The sequence below is a fragment of the Mycobacterium sp. TY815 genome (assembly GCF_030755135.1).
In the GTDB taxonomy this organism is placed as follows: domain Bacteria; phylum Actinomycetota; class Actinomycetes; order Mycobacteriales; family Mycobacteriaceae; genus Mycobacterium.
In genome coordinates, this window is record NZ_JAUFRX010000001.1 from 4,493,645 (window position 1) to 4,518,304 (window position 24,660).

Annotated in this window: 19 protein-coding genes and 1 tRNA gene; 12 read left to right on the forward strand and 8 right to left on the reverse strand. The window is 63.1% G+C overall.

Annotated features, from left to right (window positions below; genetic code table 11):
• The first annotated feature begins 163 nt into the window (after positions 1-163).
• Genes QXK92_RS19685 through QXK92_RS19695 form a run of 3 tightly spaced genes read left to right on the forward strand, consistent with a single transcriptional unit; the run spans position 164 to position 2,717 of the window.
• Positions 164-1,195, forward strand: coding sequence for a tetratricopeptide repeat protein (locus tag QXK92_RS19685; protein ID WP_306243995.1), 1,032 nt, complete (start codon positions 164-166; stop codon positions 1,193-1,195).
• A 53-nt stretch (positions 1,196-1,248) separates the two neighbouring features.
• A complete protein-coding gene (locus QXK92_RS19690) occupies positions 1,249-1,881 on the forward strand; it encodes a hypothetical protein (RefSeq protein ID WP_306243997.1) in 633 nt (210 codons plus the stop codon).
• A complete protein-coding gene (locus tag QXK92_RS19695) occupies positions 1,878-2,717 on the forward strand; it encodes a hypothetical protein (protein WP_306243998.1) in 840 nt (279 codons plus the stop codon). Before QXK92_RS19690 ends, QXK92_RS19695 begins: the two co-directional genes overlap by 4 nt.
• Before the next feature lie 99 nt (positions 2,718-2,816).
• Here the strand turns inward: QXK92_RS19695 and QXK92_RS19700 are convergent, their stop codons facing one another.
• Together QXK92_RS19700 and QXK92_RS19705 are read right to left on the reverse strand one after the other, a co-directional pair.
• Positions 2,817-3,929: an XRE family transcriptional regulator gene (locus tag QXK92_RS19700; protein ID WP_172800361.1), complete on the reverse strand. Its 1,113-nt coding sequence runs from the start codon at positions 3,927-3,929 to the stop codon at positions 2,817-2,819.
• A gap of 35 nt (positions 3,930-3,964) precedes the next feature.
• Entirely contained in the window at positions 3,965-4,216 is a 252-nt protein-coding gene (locus QXK92_RS19705) for a hypothetical protein (RefSeq protein WP_306244001.1), read from the reverse strand.
• A gap of 235 nt (positions 4,217-4,451) precedes the next feature.
• On the opposite strand from QXK92_RS19705, the gene QXK92_RS19710 reads away from it, so the two are divergent.
• The 4 genes from QXK92_RS19710 (at position 4,452) to QXK92_RS19725 (ending at position 8,762) form a co-directional block, all read left to right on the forward strand.
• A complete protein-coding gene (locus tag QXK92_RS19710; protein WP_306244003.1) occupies positions 4,452-5,105 on the forward strand; it encodes a multiubiquitin domain-containing protein in 654 nt (217 codons plus the stop codon).
• On the forward strand, positions 5,080-6,264 hold the full coding sequence (locus tag QXK92_RS19715; RefSeq protein WP_306244005.1) for a ThiF family adenylyltransferase: 1,185 nt from the start codon (positions 5,080-5,082) through the stop codon (positions 6,262-6,264). Before QXK92_RS19710 ends, QXK92_RS19715 begins: the two co-directional genes overlap by 26 nt.
• A complete protein-coding gene (locus tag QXK92_RS19720) occupies positions 6,257-6,718 on the forward strand; it encodes a DUF6527 family protein (RefSeq protein WP_306244006.1) in 462 nt (153 codons plus the stop codon). Before QXK92_RS19715 ends, QXK92_RS19720 begins: the two co-directional genes overlap by 8 nt.
• Before the next feature lie 196 nt (positions 6,719-6,914).
• Positions 6,915-8,762, forward strand: coding sequence for an ATP-dependent endonuclease (locus QXK92_RS19725; RefSeq protein WP_306244009.1), 1,848 nt, complete (start codon positions 6,915-6,917; stop codon positions 8,760-8,762).
• 78 nt (positions 8,763-8,840) lie between these two features.
• Here the strand turns inward: QXK92_RS19725 and QXK92_RS19730 are convergent, their stop codons facing one another.
• From QXK92_RS19730 to QXK92_RS19755, 6 genes are all read right to left on the reverse strand, one after another.
• A complete protein-coding gene (locus QXK92_RS19730; protein WP_306244012.1) occupies positions 8,841-10,484 on the reverse strand; it encodes an RNA-binding domain-containing protein in 1,644 nt (547 codons plus the stop codon).
• Between the two features lie 58 nt (positions 10,485-10,542).
• Positions 10,543-11,163, reverse strand: a complete 621-nt coding sequence (locus QXK92_RS19735; RefSeq protein WP_306244013.1) for a DUF262 domain-containing protein — start codon at positions 11,161-11,163, stop codon at positions 10,543-10,545.
• Positions 11,156-14,611, reverse strand: coding sequence for a DEAD/DEAH box helicase family protein (locus QXK92_RS19740; protein ID WP_306244015.1), 3,456 nt, complete (start codon positions 14,609-14,611; stop codon positions 11,156-11,158). The genes QXK92_RS19735 and QXK92_RS19740 overlap by 8 nt, the downstream gene beginning before the upstream one ends.
• A 9-nt stretch (positions 14,612-14,620) precedes the next feature.
• Positions 14,621-15,658, reverse strand: a complete 1,038-nt coding sequence (locus tag QXK92_RS19745; RefSeq protein ID WP_306244016.1) for a restriction endonuclease subunit S — start codon at positions 15,656-15,658, stop codon at positions 14,621-14,623.
• A 149-nt stretch (positions 15,659-15,807) separates the two neighbouring features.
• Positions 15,808-17,262, reverse strand: coding sequence for a class I SAM-dependent DNA methyltransferase (locus QXK92_RS19750; protein WP_306244018.1), 1,455 nt, complete (start codon positions 17,260-17,262; stop codon positions 15,808-15,810).
• Positions 17,263-17,526: 264 nt separating this feature from the next.
• A tRNA-Leu gene (locus QXK92_RS19755) sits at positions 17,527-17,609 on the reverse strand.
• A gap of 236 nt (positions 17,610-17,845) precedes the next feature.
• Here QXK92_RS19755 and QXK92_RS19760 point away from each other — a divergent pair.
• The 5 genes from QXK92_RS19760 to pbpA all read left to right on the forward strand — a co-directional run bounded on the left by QXK92_RS19760 (position 17,846) and on the right by pbpA (position 24,608).
• Positions 17,846-19,492, forward strand: coding sequence for a DUF3662 and FHA domain-containing protein (locus QXK92_RS19760; RefSeq protein ID WP_306244020.1), 1,647 nt, complete (start codon positions 17,846-17,848; stop codon positions 19,490-19,492).
• Between the two features lie 125 nt (positions 19,493-19,617).
• A complete protein-coding gene (locus tag QXK92_RS19765) occupies positions 19,618-20,085 on the forward strand; it encodes an FHA domain-containing protein (RefSeq protein ID WP_055578126.1) in 468 nt (155 codons plus the stop codon).
• Between the two features lie 79 nt (positions 20,086-20,164).
• A complete protein-coding gene (locus tag QXK92_RS19770) occupies positions 20,165-21,724 on the forward strand; it encodes a PP2C family serine/threonine-protein phosphatase (protein ID WP_306244021.1) in 1,560 nt (519 codons plus the stop codon).
• Positions 21,721-23,133, forward strand: coding sequence for an FtsW/RodA/SpoVE family cell cycle protein (locus tag QXK92_RS19775; RefSeq protein ID WP_306244023.1), 1,413 nt, complete (start codon positions 21,721-21,723; stop codon positions 23,131-23,133). The genes QXK92_RS19770 and QXK92_RS19775 overlap by 4 nt, the downstream gene beginning before the upstream one ends.
• A complete protein-coding gene (gene pbpA, locus QXK92_RS19780) occupies positions 23,130-24,608 on the forward strand; it encodes a D,D-transpeptidase PbpA (protein WP_306244025.1) in 1,479 nt (492 codons plus the stop codon). The genes QXK92_RS19775 and pbpA overlap by 4 nt, the downstream gene beginning before the upstream one ends.
• Positions 24,609-24,660: the final 52 nt, after the last annotated feature.

The following is a 24,660-nucleotide window of genomic DNA, read 5'->3' on the forward strand; positions in this document are numbered from 1 at the left end:
ATGAACTCCGTCTGGGGCACGTCCCGGTCCGCGTACGGTGTTGCCTCATGACGTCGGTCGGGCCGCAGCTTCCCGGGCGCCCCGTGCCTGACCAATTCGGTGTCGCCACACCGCGGTTGGCGCAGCAACGCCTGACGCCCGGCCAGCTCCCGGAGAACGTTCCGTGACAACGGGCGACGACGCGCTCTTTCTGGCCCGTGCGTACCTGGCTTCGCGCAACAATGAACGCGCGGTCGAGGTTCTGATGTCGGCGTTGCGACACCTTCCCAACGACCCGGACCTGCTGACCGAACTGGCGCGCGCCCAGCTGCGGATGGACGAGCCCGAGCGGGCGGAGCTCAGTGCACAGGCAGCGTTATCGGTCGCGCCCGGTCATGTGCGGGCCATGTGCGTGTACGCGCTCGCCCTGGCCGGACTCGAAGAGCGTGACGCTGCGTTGCAAGTCGCCCATCGGGCCGTGCTTGCGGCGCCTGGCGAATCCCGCACGCACCACACCTATGCCTTCGTGCTGTTCCGGGCCTGGCAGTACGAGCCGGCGCTCCGCGCGATCACCGAGGCGCAACGGCTCGAGCCGGACAGCGCCGACATTCACTTCCAGCGTGGACTGATCCTGGGCAAGATGCGTCGGTGGCACGAGTCGAACGCGGCTTATGCCGAAGCTCTGCGCCTGGAACCCGGGTACGCATCAGCGGTACACAACATCGCCGTCAACCACCTCGACAGCGGTGGCTGGCGGGCCGCGCTGCGTGGTTTCCTCGGCGCCGCCCGCATGGACCCTGCACTCGGCACCGTCGCCCGACGCAGTGTGGGGGCGGCGCTGCGGACCCCCTTGAGGTGGACGACCCTGACCAGCGTGGTGCTCTGCTTCGTCGCGGCCGTCGGAGGCACCACCTCGGACATCGACGCGGGCGAACGGTTGGCATTCCGCCTGCTGGCTGCCTGCGGCGTCGTCGTGCTGCTGACGTTGCTGGGGTGGTCGGCCCGAGCGGCGCGGGAGATCCCCGGGCGCGCACGGGCCTCGGTGCTCAAAGCGCAGCCGATGCTCGTCGTGCGACTGGTGATCGCATTCGGCACTCTTGCGGTCGCGACACCGCTGACCCTCGGCCTGCGGACACCGGGGCTGATGATCGCCGCGGTGGTGCTGCTCATCGCGGCGCTACTCGTCGCGGTCGCGGGCTGGAAGGGAGGCGACTGACCGGCCCGGCCTACGGCAACAAAAAACCCCGGCCTATGGCCGGGGAAATCTGTATGCCCGACGACATGGAGAACACACCGGGGAACCGGCGGTGGCGACCAGCAAAGACGCTCCAGGAGCTTTTCGACCAGATGGACGAGTTCTGGCGGTCACCACAGGGCCGGCAGCTTCAGGCCGATCAGCACGCCGCCGAGGCCGACCTGCAAGCGTGGCTGGCCGATCAGCCGGGCGTCGTCGTGGGCCGCCACGGCGGTCAGGTGCCCGAGCAGTGGGAAGGCCGGGTCGACGGGCACAACTTCTACTTCCGCGAACGGGGCGGGGATTGGGACATCGAACTGGACCTGCACGAGCAGCAGCCCTGTATCACCAAGGGAGACCTCATCGCCACCGGCACAATCACCGCCCCCGGATATGGGCAGAGCCCCCGGGAGCGGGCGGCGTTCATCGTCACCACCATCCGCAACCATCTGCGGCACACGCGGACCGCCGAGGATGTCGCCCGGCCGGACTACGCCTACCGGGTCGAGTGGTCGCCAGCGGACAACGAGTTCGTCGGCCTGGTCGCCGAGTTCCCCTCACTGTCCTGGTTCGCACCCACCGAGGACGAAGCGTTACGCGGCATCATTAAGGTCGTCGAGCAGATCGTGGCCGATGACCCCGACACCGCCGGTGGTGGACGCCGATGACCGAGGAGAACGGTGCCGCCACGGGGGTACTGGGACACTCAGCGTTCCATAAGCTCACGCATGGCTTCACGATCCGCGACCGGCTGCGCGGTGTGCTGGCCGAGCAGCAGGCGATCGAGCGGCAGTACCGCCGGCGCGACAACAGCGATGAGTACACCTCGCGCACGGCGTGGGCGGAGTGGGTGCTGGAGTCCGATCTCGACTACACCGAGGCGGCGCTGCTTCTAGGGGATTTCATTCACAATCTGCGTGCCGCGCTGGATCACGCCGTGTGGGCGATAACCCCGGCGCACATTCAGGAGAAGCGACCGACCGAAGTGGCCTTCGGGCTGCGTTCGACCGAGCAGAGCTACACCAAGTGGGCGAAGGCCCGCCGGGACTGGTACGGGCCGGAGGTGTTCGAGGTGTTCAAGAGCAGTCAGCCGTTCAACGCCGTGGGCACCGGTACGCTGCATCCGCTGCACATCCTGCAGTTCCTGTCGAACACCGACAAGCATCAGCTGCTCAACATTGTGGCCAACACCCAGGTCGACCTGGGCGGTGTCACGATTGATCCGGAGCCACCCGGCGGGGTGGTCTCCACCGTCAACCAGGGCGTCGTCGGCAAGGGATCGGTCCTGGCCCGGGTCGAGTTCTCCAGACCCACCCAGCCGGGGAAGACAGAGGTCACGCCGAAGCCGGTCTTTGCGTTCGAACAGGTCTTTCGGTATGTCGACCAAGATGGCGCACAGCAATGGCTGGTCGTCGGCGACGCGTTGAATGAGATCGGCCCGGATGTCGTCGAGGCCGTCACCTCCCTGCTCTCTGCGCACAAGCGAGACCACGATAACCGCTGACTCGTTTCGAGTTACACGGTCCGGGCGCAGCTTTCTTCGTCACTCTCGGCGTGACGGGTGGCAACGGCCTAACGCCATCTGACGCGAATGTTGAGTTTCTTAACGCTCCGAAGGGCCGAGTATGGCCGCAGCCAGATCCACGGATTCTCGAAGTTTGCCGAACCTAGACCAGTTGCCGGTGTAGTGCCCGAACTGTCCTGCGACAACTCCGATGGACACCTTTGCTTTTCGTGCGAACGACTCGGCGTCTGCCTTCGTTTGTAGGAGGGCGAGTTCGCATCGCTGCCGGTCGTTGAAGAACGTGTCGGACGCGAATGCGTCGGCTGCGGTTTCTTGTTGGTCTGCATCGTCATCGACGCGCTTGGAACGTTCGAAGTGTAGAAACGTCACCCTTTTGGGATGTAAGAGCACGTGAGCGACCTCATGGACGAGGGTGAACCAAAAGGCGTCGACAAATCTGTATCGGCCAGTGAGCGCAATGATCGGATGCGATGGCGTATGCCACCAGGTAGCACCAGAGATGCGCGTTTCGTCGATCTCAGGAACAAAGACCAGCAATACCCCGGCGCTCAACAGCATTGCTCGGGCCGCTCGAAAACCTTCCCCCACAGGTAGTCGACTCAGTGCCGGCAGTTGATGCGCGGCGGCCCTCAGCGCACTGGCGTCGTAGTCTGCTGCGCCGCCGAGCAGCGTGTCAGCTTGGACTTCGGCGAGGCGTCGCCATAACGCCGTGGCGTAGGGGTCGACACTAAATTTCTGGCTTCGCCGATAATTGACCTGCGGCGCAAGAAATATGCGATCGAACGACTTCTCGTCGGCAACCCGGAAGAACCGCAACAATGCTTCGACTCGTGCGGAGGCCGGAGCGGAGAAGTCGACGACGCGATACTCCTGCAGGGCCTGCCTCGGAAATTTCGCAACCCAGTGCTGCATTCCTGCCAGCGTCGAGGCCGAGGTTCGGCGCACCTTGTCGGCCTGCCAGGTGGCGTCCATCTGAAGCAGCATTTCAGCGGGGATGTCGAGTACGCGCTCCAAGGCAACGGCGATATCAGGAGACAAAGGCACGTGTCCTTTGATCAGCTGATTGAAGTGCTTAGTGCTGATGTTGGTTCGAGCTGCGACGTCTGCCTGGGAATACTCGAGCGCGTCGAGTTCGGCCTGAATCAGCGTGCCAGGCGCGACGGCCCAATCCGCCTCGAGGCGGTTGGCCACGTAGCGGAGCGTGGAATCCGAGTGCGAGTCTGCCATCAGCCAGCGTGTCGCAGCAGACTGGTTCCAGCGGCGTGGACGTCGTCAACGCGTAGCGCTGCCTGCGTCGACATCCCTGTCCAGTAATTAGCCGGGTCTCCTCGAAGTACGTTCCCGGCCTTGGTCAGGACCACGGCATGCATCGCTGCCTCCTTGTGTTCGACGATGATGCGGCCCACTGCCACATCGATGGGCTGGACGTGCACACTGCGTAGCCGGCTCACCGAGCGCAGGTCGGCGGCGTGCCCCACGACTGACAGCAGAAGCCGTACGGCGTCGGCTGAGGCGGGGCATGCCCGCGTTAGCAGATCCCCAGACGTGCAGATGCGCCGCAGATCGGGTGACATCCAGGCCAAAAAAATGTTATTACCTTTCAGGTAATGAATACTGTCTGTAAGATCGATTACCAGATGCACCAAGACTACCTCGGTGCATAGCTGCATCGTCGACGTGGCGCGCATCGCGAGCCCAAAAGGAAGGATCACCGTGAACGCACCCAGGAAACTGACCGTCTACCTCGACGGATCGCCCCACGCCCTGGCCCCCGGCCGGTACACCGGCGCCCAGATCCGTGCTCTCGTAACTCCGCCGGCTCAGGACCTGTTCTGGGACATCGAAGACGCTGCAGATCCGGCCATCGCCGCCGACGTGGTAATCACGATCAGCGACGAAATGCGGTTCTACACCTCGATGCCGGTGACCATCTACCTCAACACCCAGCCGTACACCGTCCCCGCCGGCGCGATCTCCGAACAGCAGCTGCGCCACCTGCCCACGCCGCCGATTAGCGGCGACGACGCCATCTGGCGCGACATTCCCGACGCCAACGACCGTCGCCTTGCCCACGGCGAGATGCTCGAGATCACCGGCGGCGAGCGATTCTTCTCAGCGCCCGAGCGGCACCGCCCCGTCACCATCATCGTCAACACACGGCCCAAGCGCGTCGAGCACCGCGAGCTGAGCTTCGAGAGCCTCGTGGAATTGGCCTTCGACAACCCACCCACCGGCGAGAACGTCCTCTTCACAATCACCTACAGCAGGGCTGCCGGGCCGAACTCGAAAGGTTCGTTGCCCGTCGGCGGCGTCCTCACCGTCAAGGAAGGCACGATCGTCAGTGTCCAGCATTCCGATAAGTCTTAGCCCCGACCTGCGTCGCCTGCGCGATCAGGGCTACGCAGTCTCGATCGTCGGCGCGCACCTCCTGCTGTCTGATGTGCCCTACGTCACCGCCGACCGCCGGGTAGCGCGCGGCACCCTCGTCTCCGAACTCACCCTGGCCGGACAGGTCACCGCCACACCGAGTGATCACGTCGTACGGTTCATCGGCGAAATGCCCTGCCACCCCGACGGAACCCCGCTGCGTGAAATGGTCATCGACTCCCAACCCCAGCAGATCAACGCTCAGCTGACGACCAATCACACCTTCAGCCACAAGCCAGCAGCCGGCTACCCCGACTACTTCGCCAAGATGACCACCTACGCCAATCTCCTGACCAGCCGAGCGCAGGCCATCGATCCCGCCGTGTCTGCACAGACTTACCCGCCGCTCACCGACGACGCCCACGACTCGCCCCTGGTATACCTCGACACCGCATCCAGCCGTGCCGGCATCACAGCCGTCACCTCCAAGCTGGCCGTGCCGAAGGTCGCAATCATCGGACTCGGCGGCACCGGCAGCTACGTCCTGGACTTCCTAGCGAAGACACCGATCCGCGAAATCCACCTCTTCGACGACGATGACTTTCTCCAGCACAACGCCTTTCGCAGCCCCGGCGCTGCAACACTGGACGAGCTGCTCAATCACGTGGCCAAGGTCGACTACCACACTGCCCGGTACACGGCGATGCACCGCGGAATCGTCCCCCACCAGACTGCACTCGACGAGAACACGATCGATGGCATCGACGACATGGCCTTCGTCTTCGTGTGCATCGACGACGGGCCCGCGAAGAAGATCATCATCGACCGCTGCGAGCAACGCGGCATTCCCTTCGTCGACACCGGCATCGGCGTCGACGTCATCGACGAAGCACTGAGCGGCATAGTCCGCACCACCATCAGCCGTCCCTACCCACAGAGCCGCACAGCCGCGCGCTCACAGATCTCCCTCGGCGACATCGGAGATGACGCCTACCAGCACGGCGTGCAACTCGCCGAACTCAACGCCCTCAACGCGGCGCTCGCCGTCGTCGCGTTCAAAAAGGCCCTAGGCTTCTACGCAGACTTGAACCCCATCGACTCGACCAACTACACCCTGGCAACTAACGAGATCGACAACGTCGGCCCCGACCATGCCTGACATATCCCGCGCCGCATCCGTGTTCGGCCACCGCTTCGTCTCCGAGGTACCTCCATACCGGCACCTCGAACCATCAACCCTCTATGTCTGCATCGAGTACGCCACCACCGTGCACCTGTGCGCCTGCGGATGCGGACATGAAGTGGTCAACGCACTCTCGCCGACCGACTGGCGGATCACCTTCGACGGCGAAACGGTGTCACTCAGCCCATCAGTCAACAACAGCAGCTTGGCCTGCGCCTCTCACTACTGGATCAACCAGGGCCAAGTGCTTTGGTGTGAGACTGTGCCGACAGCTCGTGTCGAAGCCCTCCGCGCCGCCGACAGGCGCGCAAAGCAGCGCTTTTACGAAGACGCAGGGGACCACGACCCTGAAGCCAATAGGGCCTCGCACCAGAACAAACGGGTCAATCGCCTGTCACGCATCTGGCGTCTATTGCGACAACGCAATTGAAAGGCGCGCCTTCTCAGCATCTGAATGCGATTGTTGTCCGACCTACGGCGCGGTTTCCAGCTCGCCATGACGCGGCCACATGTCCGCTCCAGGAGCCCACCCCGCAGCTTCGGTATCCCAAGAACCGGGGTGTTTCGGAGACCACGCATCCGTCGCCGCGCCGCACATCAGCCGTTGCCCTTGACAGAGTCCGCGTGTGGGCGACCACAGTATGTTGAGCTTCGTGTACATCGACCGTATTGACGTCGAACGACTCCTCGGGTTCGAGAACCTGAGCGTCGAGGTTGATCCTGCGCTGCAGCTCATCGCGGGTCCAAACAACGCCGGCAAATCCTCGCTCCTCCGCGTTCTCGAGACATTTTTCGCGGACCCGTCGAGCGCAGACCTCCTGAGGTTGAAGCCCTTGCACGACTACTACGTAAACGGCGGGCCGCGAATGATGTCGAGCATTCAGGTGCAGTTCGGCGGCCTCACTGAGGACGAGAAACAGTTTTTCTCGGACGCTCTGGTGAGGAATGGAACGTTCTGGGTCAAGATCTCCTGTACCCGGGGTGGAACGATCGGCTATGCCGCAAGCCGCAAATCACCACGTGCCCGCGAACACTACGAACGCGTGCTGGAGTCCTTCAGCTTCGTCAAGATCCCGTCCGTCCGTGTGAGCGAGACAGGTCAGGGCGAGAACGACCAGTCTCTACTTCGACTGCACGAGACCCTCGAAGGCGTACTAGTGCGCTCGGGTGGTTCGCGAAAAACTCAGTTGCAGAGAGAGTTCGAGGACGCAATTGCTCCAGTCGAGAAACTCGTTCATAGCGTACTGAGTGACTCCATGAAGGCTGTCGCCTCCGAGTTGCCCTTCCGCGAACGTGATCTCGGCATCAAGCTGCCGGATTCCCGGCACGCGCTACGCGGCATGCTCAAAGAAGCCGTCATCACGAGCAAGGACGAGATCGAGGTCTCAATCGGCGAGCGCGGCACGGGGTTCCAGTCCGCAATGGTTCTAGGTATTCTCCGGTACGTCGCTTCTAGGAGCAGTCAGATAGCAGGCCGGGTTGTATTTGTGATTGAGGAGCCCGAGGCGTTCCTCCATCCGCAGACCCAGCGGGCGATGGCGAAGATTCTTCGCGACATCTCCCAAGACGCGCAGCTCCTTGTAACGACCCACAGCCCCGTTCTGGTGGATTCCTTCTCCGTCCGCCGCATCGTCCGACTACCGCTGAGCCCCTCCGGGATGAACTACACGGCAAAGCGCCAGGAAATGTCCGAAGCCGAAGAGGGCAGGTTGTCGAGGTACTGCGACGCGACCAACAGCGAACTGGTGTTTGCGAATGCGGTGGTCCTCGTCGAGGGGCACGGCGACAAACTGCTTATCGACTACCTGCTTCAGAAGATCACGGGCGGGCCTGGCGGCCACTATGCCCTGGGAATAACCGTGGTTGAAGCATCGAGCATTGACAACATCCCCCATCTCATCCGCCTCGCGCAGCTCTTCGGAGTTCAGGCCTACGTCGTCACAGACAAGGATGGGCTGCATAAGGCCGGCGGTAACGGGAAGCGCAAGCTGCTAGAGATCCTGAAGGCCAAGGATCCGCGGCCGCCGCAGGACGAGCTCTTGGAGCTGTGCGGCCTGGCGGACACTGAAGTCACACACCTCACCGCGGCGCTTGAGCAACAGGCAGCACTGAACGCGATGCTAGATGCATGGGATGCGTTCGTGCTTGCGTCAGATCTGGAAGGCCTCCTGCTCGACACCATGAGGCAGGCGGACCTCGCCGAGAAGCTCGGCCCGGACGGAGAGAATCAGGTCGACAAAGCCACAGCAGAGAAGTTCGCGCAAGTAGCCCAGGGCAAGGCGGACATGGCCTCGTGGTTGGGTTCCAAGGGCTGGAACTCCACAGGCAGAAAGTCCGGCAAGGTGAAGCCTCATCTGCCGTCCGCGCTACTTCGAGAGCACTTGAGCTCGCGTACGGGTCTTCCCCGCGCCATCAGGCCCCTAGAAGCGTGGCTTCGCAGCATCGTTTCCGAGCACGAGCGATCTCCGCTCTGACTGGCCAAATCCATGCGGCGCATGTCCCGTATTCCGACGAAAGAGTTAGACCCGGTTGTCGGGGACTCGTGATGGTCGCTAGCTTGGCCAGCGGCGACGTTGATAGTCGTGGGCTTCCTGCCCGGATAGTTCCTGAGTGGAGTTGTTCACACGGACGAAAAAGGCTTGGCGCTTCTCACCTTTGATCGTGGTCGCAAAAACTGGCGCTGCCGCAGGACCTACGTCGATCCTGGCGATCGTGTGGTCCTCTATTTCGCAGATCGTCGTCCGGAGGTCTGCGGCAGCCACCTTGCCGAGTGACGATGAGATGCGGTCGGTGAGCCAGAGCTCCCATCCGTCACTATCCTGCTTCTTCCCAAGCATCGCAAAGTCTTGCTCGATGCCAAGCAAAGTCCCGTCGTCCGCGACTCCGACCAGTAGTGATCCACCGTTGCCATTCATGAAGCCGGCCAGGGTCTTTACGATGGCCCACTCCATCTGCGAATCGCGCTCACCGGTTCGAAGGTTCTTGAGCGCCGTTGATTTGAACTCGACGATTCTGCTCTCCCCGGCCTTTGCAACGGCGACTATCCCTTCGGCATCGCCACTGCTGTCGGTACGTGCGAAGGGTGAATCGAATCCATCCTGGCTGCGCGTTACGGCCTTCCCCGTGGCTGACTCGACTTGCTTGATCAGACGTTCGAGGCGCTTTGTGAAGAACTCCTCAAAGTCGTCTGCTCTCAGAGCAATAGGGTCAATGTCGTGCGAACTCAGAATTGCGTCGAGTTCTTCGGGGGGGATCTTCTCATTCTTCTGCAGCCGCTCTACATAGACGCTTGGCGCACTGCCGCCGATTCGTCGATTGGTTCTTGAGTCAATAGCCGTCTTGTTGACGATACTGTTCATGATCCACCGCTGCACGCCGTTGGCGCGGCACCAGTCTTGCGGGAAGATGTGGTGAATGTCGATCGCATCGTCGAGATACGCATGCAAGTCAATAGTGTTGCCAGTACGGAAATCTCGTCCCCCGCGCTTCATCTGAAGAGCGTACAGACCCTTGTAAGCTGCGCTGTTCCTCGTTTGCAAGCGAACGAGGCGTCCGGCCTGAAGTTGCGACTCACGGATGGTTCGCGGTTCATCCGCACCGTTCTTAACCCAGCTAACAACGTCCTGAAGATCATTGGCGAACCGTGTTTCGGTTGATGTGCCGTACATTTCACCGAAGACACCGCACCAGTACCACCGACGCAACATCTCGGCGACACCGTGACTTTCAGCTCGGTCGCCCAGAATTACGAAGATCGCAGTAAGAGGTACCAACTGGGTCGGGTAAGGCAGGTCGGACTCCTTGAAAACTCTCTCGGCGTGGAGGAAACGGACCACCTTGGGCAGCGCATCGGTCACCGTGTCAGCCCAAGATTGGTAGTCATTCACCGTCAGGCGAAGCACGTCCCTTCGCTTACATGACGTCGCGGGCGCACGATCATCTCCCGGGTGGTTTTCTAGGTGTAGTGCCCGGCGATGGTATGTCGCGAGCAAGCTGATGATCTGGAGGAAGTCTGTCGACCGAAACGAACCGAGAACATGGTGTTCCGCCAGCAACTTCTCACGCTCAGCCCAATCATCACGCAGGGCGAAGTCATCTGCGGCAAAGGTCGCGGTGAGCAATTCGAAAACGGTCAGGGAAACACCGCCGGTGTTGACCTTCTCGAACACCTGGCAGACAGCCTCTTTCGGCGTCATCTTAGCCAGTTCGATTGATGGAACGGTGTATCGCTCGAAGTTGTGAACTACCGCTTCTTCAAAAGCATCCCACTGCTCGATACGTGTCCCTTTCAGCGCCGTCGGACGCGCAGAACTGCCTCATCCATTTCCTAGTCTTTGCCGCATCCAGCACAATCTCTAGCGGGAACAGTCCGGCGTCAACCTGTCCCTGCAGTGATGAGACATCTGCGCCCACCTCGCCCCTGCCTCGGAGCATGCCGTCAGCGGACACCGAGAGAATCGCCTCTTCACGATCCTGGTCGGGATCTATGCACTTCGCTATGTCCGCAAAGTACCTCCGGTGAATCGAATTGCCGCGTGCGTCTCGCGTTGGCACAGGTTCTCCGGAGCCCAGCGCTAAGTACAGTGACGTAATGCGCTGCTGGCCGTCGAGGAGCAGCAATTCAGGCTCGACCGTTGCAGCGGCTTTGGCACCCTCCAAGGCCCGTGGCTTGAACTTCACATCTGGGTTGCCCGTTCGCAACGTCATGACCGCGCCGATAGGGTAAGACAACGAGATCGAGGCCAGCAGACTGCTGATATGCCCGTCATCCCATACCCAGTTTCTCTGAAAATCGGGTAGCTGCAGGGTCCCGTGTCCGGCCTGACGAAGCAGGTCGCCTAACGGCGTGTCACCGCTGGTGAACTTCTTATCCAAAGCCGATCTCTCCCTGTTCATTGGCATGAGGTTGCGCTGCTGAACGAGTGGCAGGAGCTGCGTTGTCCCGCACGGTGTTCAGGATGGTCACGATGTTGTCAACATCCGCCTCGCCAAACACGTCGTCGGGACCCGTCGGTGCGTGGTCGATGTACGGCGTCTCGTAGAGCCGCACAGGTTCCATGAAGCCGTTGGCTGTCAGTTCGGTGATGATGAGGTTCACGAAGCGGATCTGGTCGGCATTGAACTTCGTGCCGTCCAGGTATGCGCCGAAAGCTTCAGCGGCGGCTTCGCGGTCCAGCCCGACTAGTGACCGCACGAACAACCCCAGGCCATGCGACTGCTCCTTGGCCAGCTCGATATCGGCTTGCTCTCCCGTACCGCTCTCGACGAGCATCTGCTCCAACGAGGCCAGGTCATCCGGGGTCAAGGGCCTATTGCGTCGTAACCGTTGCAGCGCAACGTGATCCTGGTGCTGTCTGAGATACGCGCGGGCCTTGGCTTGGAAGCGTTCCCAGTTGGTGCCGGGCGTGATCCCCGGGAGATCAACGAGGGTGGCTTCGCTGAGTTCGTCGGCGAAGTCGGTATAGACCTGGTTCCGTTTCGCCTTCTCCAGGAACCGGAGCAAACCGCGTAGCTTGCGCCGCACCGATTCGAGCATCGGCAGGGTGACGTCAACCCACCACTCATCCCCGCCGACCTCTTCGAGAAGCCCCTCTTGTGCCTTCACCGACGGGATCGCTGTCTGGCTCAGCAGGCCAATTGCGATGTTCTGGATCTGTTCGCGTAGCCGTTCGGCCGCGACAGCGTCGCCTTCGAGTTGGGCGAGTTGACGGCGCAAGACGAGCATGTCGAAGCGCTTGGCGTCCTCGTCCTCGTCCTTGTGCGCTGACGGCAGCCCTGCGATGTGTTCGGCGACATCGCCTGCGACATCGGGCGTCAGAGACGTCCAGGCCGGCCATTGCGAGTATTGCTCGACCAGCCGGCGGTGGGGTCGCACCAGAAAGTTGTCCAGGTTCATTCCGGTGACGGCCCGATGGAGCGACCACGCAACATCGACCCGCAATCCTCTTTCGGTCTCGGTGCCCTGCCCCTCGTCGGGTTCTGCCTCCGAAGGCGGCCAGGCGTGGTCGATTGCGGTGATCAGGCCAAGGCGCGTTTCGAACAGCCGCTGGTTCAATGACTTCTGGAACGAGCCTTCGGATCCCTGCAGGTCCTGGCTGAAGAATTCGAGGTTGCCGCAGAAGTCGAAGACGTAGAAGTTCTGCTTGTCCTTGCCGGGGCCGAAGAGATCGGGGCGTAGGCGGGTCCCGCGGCCGATCATCTGCCAAAACTTGGTCTTGGACCGAACAAGCTTAAAAAAGACGAGGTTTACCACGTCGGGGACATCGATGCCGGTGTCGAGCATGTCGACCGATATGGCGATGTGTGGGGCCTTGTCGGTGACGGAGAAATCGTCAATCAGCGACTGGGCATAGGCAGTGCTGTGCGTGATGACACGGGCGAATGTTCCGGCGTACTGCGGATATTGGACGTCAAAGCGTCGCGCGATGAACTCGGCGTGGGCTTGGTTCTTGGCGAAGATGATGGTCTTGCCGAGCCGGTCGCCCTCGGCGACGCGGTGGCCCTTGCTCATCAGTTCGGCGAGCACCTTGTCGACGGTGTCCTCGTTGAAAAGGAACCGGTTGATCTCCTCTGAGCTCACCTCGTCAGGTGGGTCCTCGTCGCCCCAGTCCAGGGCATCCCAGTCGTCCTTCTCCTCTTCGGAGAGATCGGCGTAGCGGATGCCTTGACGCAGGAACTTGGTGCCGACGGAGATTCCGACAGCTGGTACCAGGAAGCCTTCCTTGACGGCGTCGTCGAGGCTGTAGGCGTCAGTGGGTACGCCGTCTTCGAGGCGGAAGAGTCGGTAGGTGTTGTGGTCGACTTCGTCTTTAGGGGTGGCGGTCAGGCCGACGAGCAGTGAGTCGTACCAGTCGAAGATGGCCCGGTACTTTTGGTAGACCGACCGGTGGGCTTCGTCGATGACGACGAGGTCGAAGTAGCCGGGTCCGAACTTTCTAATGCCAGAGTCGGTGTCGTTGATGAGGTTCATCATCGTCGGGTAGGTGCACACGTATACCCGGCCGTCGGTGATCTTCTCGTTCACCAGATTCACGGTGGTCACATCGGGCAGATGCGTCTTGAACGCGTTGGCGGCCTGGGTGACCAGGGCTGTGCGGTCGGCGAGGAACAGGACCCGTTTGACCCAGTTGGCTTCCATCAGCTGCTTCACCAACGCGATGACGGTGCGGGTCTTGCCCGACCCGGTGGCCATCACCAACAGGGCCTCGCGCTGCTTGGCGGTGAACGCGTCGTCGATCGCGCGGATGGCGCGGTGTTGATAGTGCCGTTCCACGATGGCCGAGTCGATCGGCATCTCGGTCAACGATTTGCGGGTGGCGCGGCGCTGGATCAGCAGCTCCAGCTCGTCCCGGGTGTAGAAACCCTGAATCTCCCGCGGCGGATAGCCGCCGGTGTCATCCCAGATCCCGTGCTCGAAACCGTTGGTGTAGAAGATGAGTGGCCGCCGCCCTGTCATCCTCTCCAGGCAATCCGCGTACAGCTTGGCCTGCTGCTGGCCGACCTGCGGGCTCTTGGTCGTCCGTTTGGCTTCCACGATCCCCAACGGGAGACCGTCGGCACCCCACAGGACGTAGTCGACGAACCCCTTGCCGTCGCCATTGGGCATGCCGGTGACCGGGTACTCGCGATCCTTGGAGTCTGCAAGGGGCCAGCCGGCTTCGGCGAGCATGACGTCGATGAACCGGTCCCGGGTGTCTGCTTCGTTGTAGTCACGGTCATCGGTCTGCTGGTTGGCGGCCTGGGCCTTCTTGACAGCCTCGCGCAATGCGGCGATCTCGGTGGCCTGCCCAGCGGCGAGTTCGTCCTTCTCAGCCAGCGCCTTGGCGTGGGCTTCATCCTGAGCGGCGAACTTCGCCGCAAGCTGCGCGACCTCCTGCCGGGATAACGGTGCGGCCTTCACCGCGATCTTCGGATCGAACGCGGCCTTTATCGGAACTGACTGCGGCTGAGTCGAATACCGGAATGCCGCCCAAAGCATGACGTGGTGCAGTTCGCGAAGCGCATCCAACGCCACCCGTGGCGGGATGGGCTGCGCCTCGTGGACAGCGGTGTTGCCAAGCTTGCGAATCAGGTTGAGCTTGGTGGCGATCCCAACGCCGACCTTCGACTTGAACTTCGGATCATTGATCTTGGCGATCAGGTCGTTCTTGTACGGAATCGGCAGCGCCAGAACGTCATACAGGTAGTCGATCAGCAGCTCGACGGTTCGACGGCTATAGAAGCACGCCGACCGGGGGTCACTGGTGGCGTAACTCTCCGCCCGCGTGCAATCGGCGTGCATCTCCGGCCAGCCGACGGATTGCAGGAAGGCGAAGTTCGACATGTCCCTACCTCACAACTGCCCAGAGAACGCGCGGGATTGAAGCGAAGCAAGTAACTGGTCGTACCACACCGTTCGGTGTGACTCCGAGATTACTTGCAGCTGATCTCTTTTCCGACAGTATTCCGCCTGCACATCCAAATCCGGCAAAGGAAACTTCATAGAGGCAAACCGAGACTTTCCTAGATGTGCCACGCTACTCGTCTTTGACGAAAGCCTGGCGAACCTTCCTCGGCGGAAATAATCCAAGAAGACGCCCAAGGCGAAGCCTGGACATACCTGGGCGGTATCCACCTGCACTCGCAGGAGTGTGTTCTGGAAGCAGCATCCCTCCAGCTCACCATTGAACATCGCCGGGCGACCGACAAGTTCAGTACTCTGACCTTCGTTGAGCAGAATGTCCCCCGGCCGCAGGACATACTCCGCAAAGTCTTTTTCGTTGAAATCCATAGTCAGGACATCGCCGAGATCTAAGCGGTCTTCATAAACATTCGCAACGCGCAGGTAGGGGCGGGTGTGCTGCCCGGTTTGATACTTCGGTGACCGCTGTCTGCCTAGTTGTACGAGCGCGACCTCATCTATCCGCTTGGTCGGCCACTGTCGCTCATTTTCAAATGGATCTCCGAACATGTCGGTGAAGATTGCTTGCGCGAGGGCGTCAATCCGATCCTTAACCCTGCTTCGCTTGTGGCGGAGGTCATCCGCAAGGTCCAGAACGGTTGCAATGCGCCGTTGTTCGTCGATTGGAGGTAGTGGTACCGGCCATTTGGCCAGTGCCTCTCGGCCAAGGTGCTTAATACCTACCCCGCGAGAACCCCGCGCGAATGCGCCGGTTCCGGCTTGGTAGCGAAAGTATTGCAGCAAATAATCCGGATCAGTCTTGGGGCCAGGGCGGACCCGCAGAAGTGTGTTCTGGAATCCGCAGTCGTCGAGTTCACCCCTCCACATCGCTGGCTTACCTACTTCTCCTGGTGAACCGGAAGCCTCATTGAGAAGTATGTCGAATGGCTTCAACCGAAACGTATCCATCTCAGCGTCGCTGAAGTTCATCGACTTGACGTCGCTTAGGCGAAGTCCAGACCACCCCACGTTCGCTGCACGCAGATACTTTCGCATCGTCGGACCTGTGTGGTGCTGCGGTGACCGCTGCCTGCCCAGCTTGACCTCGGCCACAGATTCCAAAGGAACGGTTGGCGGGGTCATGACAACAGCGCCTTCAGATCAGCCAGGCCGGAGATGATTTCTTCCTCAAGCTTCTCGATTTCTCGCAGAATCTCCAAGGGGCTCGCATGCTCGATCTCATCGTCAATTGTCTCTCTGTACCGGGTTAACGACAGGTCGTACCCTTCTTCGACGATGTCTTCTTTCACTACGCAAAAGGACTGCTCCGTTCGCGCCCGCCTTAGTTCTGAACCGGTTCGGTTACTCCAACGCAGGAGTACATCGGGAAGATCGTTGGCTTCTACCGCCAGCCGTTTGTCATCCAACGAGAACCCGTCAGCCGTAACGTCATAGAACCACACCTGGTCGGTTCCGCCGGAGTTCGTCTTGGTAAATAGCAGGATCGCTGTCGAGACGCCCGCGTAGGGCCGAAACACACCCGCTGGCAGTTTCACAACCCCATCAAGCTTGTGGTCCTCGACGAGCGTCCGTCGCAGTTCCTTGTGCGCCTTCGACGACCCAAACAGAACACCGTCGGGCACTATGACCGCAGCGCGGCCGCCCGGCTTCAGTAGCTTCAAGAACAGCGCCACGAACAACAGCTCGGTCTTCTTTGTCTTCACGACCCGCTGCAAGTCCTTCGATGTTGACTCGTAGTCTAGCGACCCCGCGAACGGTGGGTTTGCGAGGATCAGCGTGTATTTCTCAGCGTCTTCAGTAGCACCCTCGGACAGCGAGTCCCGATAGCGAATGTCGGGCGACTCGATGCCGTGCATCAGCATGTTCATGCTGGCGATTCGCAGCATGGTGTTGTCGAAGTCGTAGCCGTGGAACATGCTGGCGTGGAAGTGTTTACGTTGCGTAGCATCGGTGAGTACCGATGGATACCAGTCGCGGATGTACTCCGACGCAGCCACGAGAAAGCCCGCTGTGCCAGCTGCCGGATCACAGATCTCATCGGTTGGCGTCGGCGCCGTCATATCCACCATCAGCTTGATGATGTGGCGAGGCGTGCGGAACTGACCGTTGACACCGGCGCTCGCGATCTTCGACAGCAGGTACTCGTAAAGATCTCCATTGGTGTCGCGGTCGTTCATCGGAATATCGTCGAGAAGGTCGACCACCCTAGAGAGCAGCTGTGGCGTCGGGACCGTGAAGCGGGCGTCCTTCATGTGCTCGCCATAGGTTGAGCCATCGCCACCGAGGGTCCGCAGGAAGGGGAAGACCTTCTCGCCGACCGTCGCGAACATGACCGCCGGCTCCTCATTCTTGAAGCGCGACCACCGGAGCTCTTGTTGGTCCGAACCGAATCGGAGCTCGCCGGCTGCGCCAAGGCGAGCTTTGCGCTCTTCCAGAGTCTCTAGGTCATCGAGGCGTCGGATGAACAGCAGGTAGGTGATCTGCTCGATGACCTCCAGCGGGTTGGAGATGCCGCCAGACCAGAATGCGTCCCAGACCCGGTCGACTTTGCTCTTCAACTCACCGGTGATCACGGCGGACGCCCCCTCAACTCATAGTCTTGAACTGAACGGAACTGTATATAGAACCCGGCCGACAAGTGGCGCACAACGCTGACGAGCGACCTGCAGATCGAGCGACATGGCGTCACTCAACCGGGTCTAGTGGGGACTTGGCGCTAGGAATCCCGCGGCACCGCCGTCGGGAGGTTCATCCCGGCATGCTCCAGAAAACACAAAGGTCACGACCCATATCTGGATCGTGACCTTTGCGTCGCGGTTACGTAGAACCGCTCTCTGTGGGCGAAGGGGGACTTGAACCCCCACGTCCCGAAGGACACTGGCACCTGAAGCCAGCGCGTCTGCCATTCCGCCACTCGCCCGAAACAACCGGAGGACCATATCACTGTAGAGGCCGTAGACCCCAACCGTGCGGTCGGGGGCCACCGCGCTTGACGCCCACCAAGGTCTCTGAACAGTATCGATGTGATTCTCAGGATTCTGACGGTGCCGCCGCCTCACGCTGGCCCGATACGATTGACGGTTAATACGTCACCGGGCCGAGCTCTGCGACCTTCGGCCGACGTCCCCGTGCACAGTAGTGAGGCGAGCGCCAAAAATGGGTAGCCAACGAGGGCTGGTTCAGCGCATCGAGCGCAAACTCGAATCGACGGTTGGTGATGCGTTTGCCCGGGTCTTCGGGGGATCGATCGTGCCGCAAGAGGTGGAAGCCCTGTTGCGCCGCGAGGCTGCCGACAGCGTCCGGTCCCTGCAGGGAAATCGCCTTTTGGCAGCCAACGAATACATCATTACCCTCAGTGTGCACGACTTCGAGAAGTTGGGCGGCGACCCGGAGCTCACGTCGAACGCTTTTGCTCGGTACTTGGCGGACTATATCCAGGAACAGGGGTGGCAAACGTATGGTGAAGTGGTCGTCCGGTTCGAGCAGGCCTCGAACCTGCACACCGGCCAGTTCCGCGCCCGCGGGACTGTCAACCCCGACGTCGAGCCCCGCCCGACGACTACCGATTCCGCCCAGCCACAATCACATCATGCGTTTGGCGCAGAACCAGGAGTACGACCGATGACTGACAATCCAGGCTACCGCGGCGGCCAGGGGCAGGGGCGGCCCGACGAGTACTACGACGACCGCTACCAGCGGCCGCAGGAGGGTGGCCAGCCCCCCTATCCGCCGGAGCCCGGCGGCTACCCGCCGCAGCAGGGCTACCCGCCGCCCCAGCAGGGTGGTTACGGTCAGGGCGGCTACCAGGATCAAGGCGGCTACGGCCAGGGTCAGGGCGGCTATGGCCAGCCGCAGGGCGGACCTCCGGGGCAACCCCAGGGCGGTTACGGCGACCAGCGCGGCTATGGCGACCAGGGCGGCTACGAGCAGCGCGGTTACGGCGAGCAGCGCGGTTACGGCGACCAGGGCCAGAGCAACTACGCCCCCACCTACGAAGCACCTCCGCCCGCGGCGCCGCAGGGCCCGCCCGCCGGCGGTTACGGCGGTCAGGGCGGTTACGGCCAGGACCAGGGCTACCAGCAGGGCGGGTACGGCCAGCCCCAGGGTGGCCAGCAGGGCTATGGCGGCGGCTACGGCGACTACGGCCGGGAGCCGGCCCGCCAGGACGAGGGGTACGGCGCACCCAGCGCGCCGGCGGCGCCCCCCGAGCCGCAGCGGCCGTCCTATGAGCAGGGTGGCGGTTACGGTCAGGACCAGGGCTACCAGCAGGGCGGCGGTTACGGTCGCCAGGACTACGGCAGCGGCGACTACACCCAGTACGCCGAGGCGTCGGCGCCCGGCGGGTATGCGCCGCAGGGCGGATACGGCGAGCCGCAAGGCTACGGCGAACCGGCCGGCCGTGAGTACGGCGACTACGGTCAGCCGTCGGCTCCCGATTACGGCCAGCCTCCGACGCAGGATTACGGCGCGGCGGGCGGCTACGGCGGTTACGGCCAGGGCGGCTACGGCGCCGTCGGGGCACAGGTCACCCTGCAGCTCGACGACGGCAGCGGCCGCACCTACCAACTGCGCGACGGCTCCAACATCGTCGGCCGCGGCCAGGACGCCCAGTTCCGGCTGCCGGACACCGGTGTGTCACGCCGGCACCTGGAGATCCGCTGGGACGGTCAGGTCGCGTTGCTCTCCGACCTGAACTCGACCAACGGCACCACCGTCAACAACGCCCCCGTGCAGGAGTGGCAGCTGGCTGACGGCGATGTGATCCGCCTGGGTCATTCCGAGATCATCGTCCGCATTCACTGAACCCACTGACCGGAAGCTGCCGCGCATCTCCCCGCGTCGGTCACCGTCGAAGTATGGTGACTTTGCTGAGGTGCACGGCATCAGGTGCGCGGGGTGGGCAGTGCCGGGACGGAAAGGACCGCCGGATGCAGGGGTTGGTACTGCAACTGACGCGTGCCGGGTTCTTGATGCTGTTGTGGCTGTTCATCTGGTCGGTGCTGCGGATTCTGCGCACCGACATCTACGCGCCCACCGGCGCGGTCATGGTGCGTCGCGGGCTGACGCTGCGCGGCAACCTGCTGCCGTCGCGGCAGCGCCGCGACACGGCTCGGTATCTGGTTGTGACTGAAGGGGCGCTCCAAGGCGCTCGGATCACGTTGAGCGGGCAGCCGGTGCTCATCGGCCGCGCGGACGACTCAACCTTGGTATTAACTGACGATTACGCCTCGACTCGGCATGCCAGGCTGTCTCAGCGCGGCTCCGAATGGTATGTGGAAGATCTAGGATCGACCAACGGCACTTACCTCGACAGGGCCAAAGTGACAACTGCTGTGCGAGTTCCCATAGGTACGCCGGTTCGGATCGGCAAGACCGCAATAGAGTTGCGCCCGTGACCCGCGCCTACGACGACGATTCCGTCTGGGTAGCCGGGGTCGTGGGGGCACCACCCGCTAGCGGGGGAGAGTTGCGCCCGTGACCCTGGTCCTGCGATATGCCGCCCGCAGCGATCGCGGCCTGGTACGCGCCAACAACGAAGACTCGGTCTATGCCGGCGCACGCTTGCTGGCCCTGGCCGACGGCATGGGGGGGCACGCGGCCGGTGAGGTCGCTTCTCAGCTGGTGATCGCCGCCCTGGCCCACCTCGACGACGACGAGCCGGGCGGCGACCTGCTGGCCAAGCTCGACTCCGCGGTGCGGGCCGGGAATGCCGCGATCGCCGCACAGGTCGAAATGGAACCCGACCTCGAAGGCATGGGCACCACGCTCACCGCCATCCTGTTCGCCGGCAACCGCCTCGGGCTGGTGCACATCGGCGACTCGCGCGGCTACCTGTTCCGCGACGGCGAGCTCACTCAGATCACCAAAGACGACACCTTCGTCCAGACGCTGGTCGACGAAGGGCGCATCACCGCGGAGGAGGCGCACAGCCATCCGCAGCGCTCGCTGATCATGCGGGCGTTGACCGGGCATGAGGTCGAACCCACCCTCACCATGCGCGAGGCACGCGCGGGTGACCGCTACCTGCTGTGCTCCGACGGCCTTTCCGACCCCGTCAGCAACGACACCATTGCCGAAGCTCTGCAGATTCCCGATGTCGCCGAAAGTGCGTACCGCCTGATCGAGCTGGCACTGCGCGGTGGCGGCCCGGACAACGTCACCGTGGTGGTCGCCGACGTCGTCGACGACGAGTTCGGTCAGACCCAACCGATCCTGGCCGGCGCCGTATCCGGCGACGGTGACGACGACCAGTTGACGCTGCCCAACACCGCGGCGGGGCGCGCCTCGGCGATCGGCCCGCGCAAAGGCGAGGTCACCAAACGGGTTGCCCCGCAGGTCGAGGCGCCGCCCAAGCGCCGCTGGTCACGCAAGCGGATCGGGCTGGTGGTCGGGTTGTTGACCCTGGTGTTGATCGCCGGGCTGCTGATCAGCCGCGCGGTCATCCGGAACAACTACTACGTCGCCGACTACAACGGCACCGTCGCCATCATGCGGGGCATCCAGGGCTCGCTGCTGGGGCTGTCCCTGCATGAGGTTTATTCGCTGGGCTGCCTCAGCGCCAACGACGAGATCTCCGACATCAGTCCCAGCCAGCCGCCCGAGCGCAGCAACTGCCACCTGATGAAGGTCGACTACCTGAACGGCCCCGCGCGGGCGTCGGTGCAGGCCGGGCAGTTGCCGTCCGACACCCTCGACGGCGCCCGCAAACAGTTGCAGCAGCTCGCCAAATCGCTGCGCCCGAAGTGTCCCCAGGGTGCCACCTCGGCGCCGGAGCCGTCGGCCCCGTCCACCAACAGCAGCGGGACACCCGAATCGAGTTACACGCCGTCCTCGCCGGCCTCCGCGACCCAATCGACCACGCCCTCCTCGGCGCCGAGTTCGGCACCGAGTTCCGCTTCCACCACCACACCCTCGACCCGCCCCAGCACCACCTCGGCCGCGCCTGCTGCGCCGTCGTCGACCACGCCCAACAGCACAGCGCCGACCACGAGCGAGAACCCGCCACAGCAGGCCGATTGCCGACCCGCGGCATGACCACAACGGAACTGCCGGCACCGGTAGCGGTGACCCCTCCGTTGCCCACCCGGCGCAACGCCGAGTTGCTGCTGTTGTGCTTCGCCGCGGTGATCACCATCGCCGCGCTGTGCATCGTGGAGGCCAATCAGGAGCGCGGGCTGCACTGGGACCTCGCGACCTACGGGCTGGGATTCCTCAGCCTGTTCGGCATCGCGCACCTGGCGATCCGGCGCTTCGCGCCCTACACCGATCCGCTGCTGCTTCCGGTGGTGGCGCTGCTCAACGGACTCGGGCTGGTGATGATCCACCGCCTCGACCTGGTGGACAAGCAGGGCAGCCGGCACGGGCATCCCAGCGCCTATCAGCAGATGCTCTGGACTCTGCTCGGCGTCGCGGCGTTCGCGCTGGTGGTGACGTTCCTGAAGGACCACCGTCAGCTCGCCCGCTACGGCTACATCTGCGGCCTGGCCGGTCTGATCTTTCTGGTGATACCTGCGCTGCTGCCGGCGTCGCTGTCCGAGCAGAACGGCGCCAAGATCTGGATTCGGTTGCCGGGCTTCTCGATTCAGCCCGCTGAGTTCTCCAAGATTCTGCTGCTGATCTTCTTCTCCGCGGTGCTGGTGGCCAAGCGCAACCTGTTCACCAGTGCGGGCAAGCACGTGCTGGGCCTGACCCTGCCCCGGCCGCGCGATCTGGCCCCGCTGCTGGCCGCCTGGGTGATCTCGGTCGGCGTCATGGTCTTCGAGAAGGACCTCGGCACGTCGCTGTTGCTGTACGCGTCCTTTCTCGTCGTGGTGTACCTGGCCACGCAGCGGTTCAGTTGGGTGATGCTCGGCCTGGTGCTGTTCGCCGGCGGCAGCCTGGTGGCGTATCACCTGTTCGCCCATGTGCGGGTTCGCGTGCAGACGTGGCTGGACCCGTTCGCCGACCCCGATGGCACCGGCTATCAGATGGTGCAGGCGCTGTTCAGCTTCGCCACCGGCGGCATCTTCGGCACCGGACTCGGCAACGGCCAGCCCGACACCGTTCCCGCGGCCTCAACCGACTTCATCATCGCCGCGTTCGGGGAAGAGCTGGGCCTGGTGGGCCTGGCCAGCATTTTGATGCTGTACACGATCATCATCATTCGCGGCATGCGCACCGCGATCGCCACCCGCGACAGCTTCGGCAAGCTTCTGGCCGCCGGCCTGGCCTCGACGCTTGCGATTCAGCTCTTCATCGTCGTCGGCGGCGTCACCAAGCTGATCCCGCTGACCGGGTTGACCACGCCGTGGATGTCCTACGGCGGCTCGTCGCTGTTGGCCAACTATGTGCTGCTCGGCATTCTGGCCCGAATCTCCGACGGCGCCCGCCGTCCGCTGCGTACCCGCCCGCGCAAGAAGGCACCGATCGCGGCGGCCAGTACCGAGGTGATCGAGCGCGTATGAACACCTCGCTGCGCCGAATCTCGATGACCGTGATGGCGTTGATCGTGCTGCTGCTGCTCAACGCCACGATGACGCAGGTCTTCACGGCTGACGGGTTGCGGGCCGATCCGCGTAACCAGCGCGTGCTGCTCGACGAGTATTCGCGCCAGCGCGGCCAGATCATCGCCGGAGGCCAGTTGCTGGCGTATTCGGTTGCCACCGACAGCCGGTTCCGTTTCCTGCGGGTGTATCCCAATCCGGCGGCCTACGCGCCGGTCACCGGTTTCTACTCGCTGCGCTACTCCAGCGCCGGCCTGGAACGGGCCGAGGACTCGCTGCTCAACGGGTCCGACGAGCGGCTCTTCGGGCGTCGCCTGGCGGACTTCTTCACCGGGCGCGACCCGCGCGGCGGCAACGTCGACACGACGATCAACCCGCGCATCCAGCAGGCGGGATGGGACGCGATGCAGCAGGGCTGCGCGGGCCTGCCCTGCAAGGGCGCCGTTGTCGCGTTGGAACCGTCCACCGGCAAGATTCTGGCGCTGGTGTCGTCGCCGTCGTACGACCCCAATCTGCTGGCGTCGCACGACGCCGACGTGCAGGCGCAGACCTGGCAGAGCCTGCGCGACAATCCGGACAACCCGCTGATCAACCGGGCGATTTCGGAGACCTATCCGCCGGGGTCCACTTTCAAGGTGATCACCACCGCGGCGGCACTGCAGGCCGGGGCGACCGAGACGCAGCAGCTGACGGCCGCGGCGAGGATCCCGCTGCCCAACAGCACGGCGACGTTGGAGAACTACGGTGGCACCCCGTGTGGCCCCGGCGAGACGGTGTCGTTGAGCGAGGCGTTCGCCAAGTCCTGTAACACCGCGTTCGTGCAGCTCGGGCTCACCACCGGAACCGACGCGCTGCGCAGCATGGCGCACGCGTTCGGGCTGGACAACGCGCCCGATCCGATTCCGCTGCAGGTTGCCGAATCCACCGTCGGCGCGATCCCGGACGCCGCCGCGCTGGGGATGACCAGCATCGGGCAGAAGGACGTCGCGCTGACCCCGCTGGAGAATGCGGAGGTGGCCGCGACCATCGCCAACGGTGGCGTCATGATGCAGCCGTACCTGGTAGAAAGCCTCAAGGGGCCGGATCTGGCCAATATCAGCACCACGGCCCCGTACCAGCAGCGGCGCGCGGTGTCGCCGCAGGTCGCCGCTAAGCTAACAGAGCTGATGGTCGGCGCCGAGAAAGTCGCACAGCAGAAAGGGGCCATCCCCGGCGTGCAGATCGCATCCAAGACGGGTACCGCCGAGCATGGCACCGACCCGCGGCATACTCCACCGCACGCGTGGTACATCGCCTTCGCTCCGGCGCAGGCTCCCAAGATTGCCGTGGCGGTGCTCGTGGAGAACGGTGGCGATCGCCTGTCCGCGACCGGGGGCGCGCTGGCCGCGCCCATCGGGAGGGCAGTGATCGAAGCTGCTTTGCAAGGGGGACCATGAGTCGCCATAGGCGAGTGAGGATCGCAGCGACGGAACGTGCCGTGGCGATCGC

Coding starts and splice junctions, on each gene's coding strand:
- QXK92_RS19760 (WP_306244020.1), top strand. CDS start 17,846: ATGGGTAGCCAACGAGGGCTGGTTCAGCGCATCGAGCGCAAACTCGAA.
- QXK92_RS19730 (WP_306244012.1), bottom strand. CDS start 10,484: ATGACGCCGAAAGAGGCTGTCTGCCAGGTGTTCGAGAAGGTCAACACC.
- QXK92_RS19775 (WP_306244023.1), top strand. CDS start 21,721: ATGACCACAACGGAACTGCCGGCACCGGTAGCGGTGACCCCTCCGTTG.
- QXK92_RS19765 (WP_055578126.1), top strand. CDS start 19,618: ATGCAGGGGTTGGTACTGCAACTGACGCGTGCCGGGTTCTTGATGCTG.
- pbpA (WP_306244025.1), top strand. CDS start 23,130: ATGAACACCTCGCTGCGCCGAATCTCGATGACCGTGATGGCGTTGATC.
- QXK92_RS19720 (WP_306244006.1), top strand. CDS start 6,257: ATGCCTGACATATCCCGCGCCGCATCCGTGTTCGGCCACCGCTTCGTC.
- QXK92_RS19695 (WP_306243998.1), top strand. CDS start 1,878: ATGACCGAGGAGAACGGTGCCGCCACGGGGGTACTGGGACACTCAGCG.
- QXK92_RS19740 (WP_306244015.1), bottom strand. CDS start 14,611: ATGTCGAACTTCGCCTTCCTGCAATCCGTCGGCTGGCCGGAGATGCAC.
- QXK92_RS19745 (WP_306244016.1), bottom strand. CDS start 15,658: ATGAACTTCAGCGACGCTGAGATGGATACGTTTCGGTTGAAGCCATTC.
- QXK92_RS19690 (WP_306243997.1), top strand. CDS start 1,249: ATGCCCGACGACATGGAGAACACACCGGGGAACCGGCGGTGGCGACCA.